Origin of the sequence: Candidatus Magnetobacterium casense, assembly GCF_019173545.1 — a bacterium.
Lineage (GTDB): Bacteria > Nitrospirota > Thermodesulfovibrionia > Thermodesulfovibrionales > Magnetobacteriaceae > Magnetobacterium > Magnetobacterium cryptolimnobacter.
Genome location: NZ_JABXWD010000806.1, coordinates 1 through 1,011, shown reverse-complemented (window position 1 = coordinate 1,011; position 1,011 = coordinate 1). Strand labels below are relative to the sequence as shown.

Here is a 1,011-nt window from a genome sequence, read left to right as displayed (position 1 = left end):
GCCTCACTCGCCACCTTCCACTGTGCAAGGAAGTCTATAGACTCTGACTTGGATATCATGTATCCCTCCTGCTCAGAGGGATACTATCGGCGGAGAAGGACAGGGCCCATCCTCAGGACCCTGTCCATCCCGACTTGACTAGGCGGTCGCTTCGAGCGGGAGCTCGAGCTGGGCCGGAGTGATGACCTTCGCCCTGCGGCTCATCCAGCCGGCGGTATTGGCAAACCGGCGACGGGCCGTGATAACCTCAGACGCCAGCTCAGCCATCTCCTCATCGGAGGGGTTGCTGCTGTAGGTCAGCTCACACCCGTACTTGGCCGCCAGCTTGACCAGGCTGGTGAGGTCCAGATTGCGGACCTGCGAAGCCGGGAGATGAGCCTCGGCCACCGGGAGCACCAAGAGCTGGCACTCACAGCCGATCACGAACACCTTGCCGGTCGAGGTCGACTTGACCCAGTAAAGGGTGTGGATGTTGGACTTCCCACACGCCTCACACTCCATGTCATCCTCGCTGTACGTGATCTTTTCGAGCGTGAACTCGGGGCCGTTATTGGCCACGAACTCGGCCACTCGCACTTCGTAGGACTGACGACGCTTACTGCTATTCGTGGTTGCCATTTGATTTCCTCCTTTTGGCTTCCCTCTACTTCTTTAATACAAGCAAGAGGGGCTTTTGAAGAAATCTCGTGGCAGGGAAGGTGACTATTGCGGTGGAAGGTCCTCCAGCTTCAAGACAGCAAACTTCTCATGGTGAACTTTCTCATCCAGAGGCATGCCGAAACCATTGAGAATCACATGACTGACCTCGTGCTTGAACAGGTTCCACACATACTTGGCGTCATTATCACGCCTGCCAATAACTGCTACACCTCCCACTCCAGTAGAGTAACCCCTTACAAACCGTCCCATCACAGACAGCTTCTCCTCATCAAGGAAATGCACCATAAGCCCACTCAACCATACAAGCTGGTTTTCTCTTGGAGCACCCGCACTTTTCTCCCAGAACCCTAT

2 protein-coding genes are annotated in these 1,011 nt (G+C 55.4%); both read right to left on the bottom strand.

Annotated features, from left to right (window positions below; genetic code table 11):
• Nucleotides 1-138 precede the first annotated feature (138 nt).
• On the bottom strand, nucleotides 139-618 hold the full coding sequence (locus HWQ67_RS19695) for a hypothetical protein (RefSeq protein WP_218254397.1): 480 nt from the start codon (nucleotides 616-618) through the stop codon (nucleotides 139-141).
• A gap of 84 nt (nucleotides 619-702) precedes the next feature.
• A partial coding sequence (locus HWQ67_RS19690; protein WP_218254396.1) for a hypothetical protein occupies nucleotides 703-1,011 on the bottom strand: 309 nt, incomplete at its 5' end.

Coding starts and splice junctions, on each gene's coding strand:
- HWQ67_RS19695 (WP_218254397.1), bottom strand. CDS start 618: ATGGCAACCACGAATAGCAGTAAGCGTCGTCAGTCCTACGAAGTGCGA.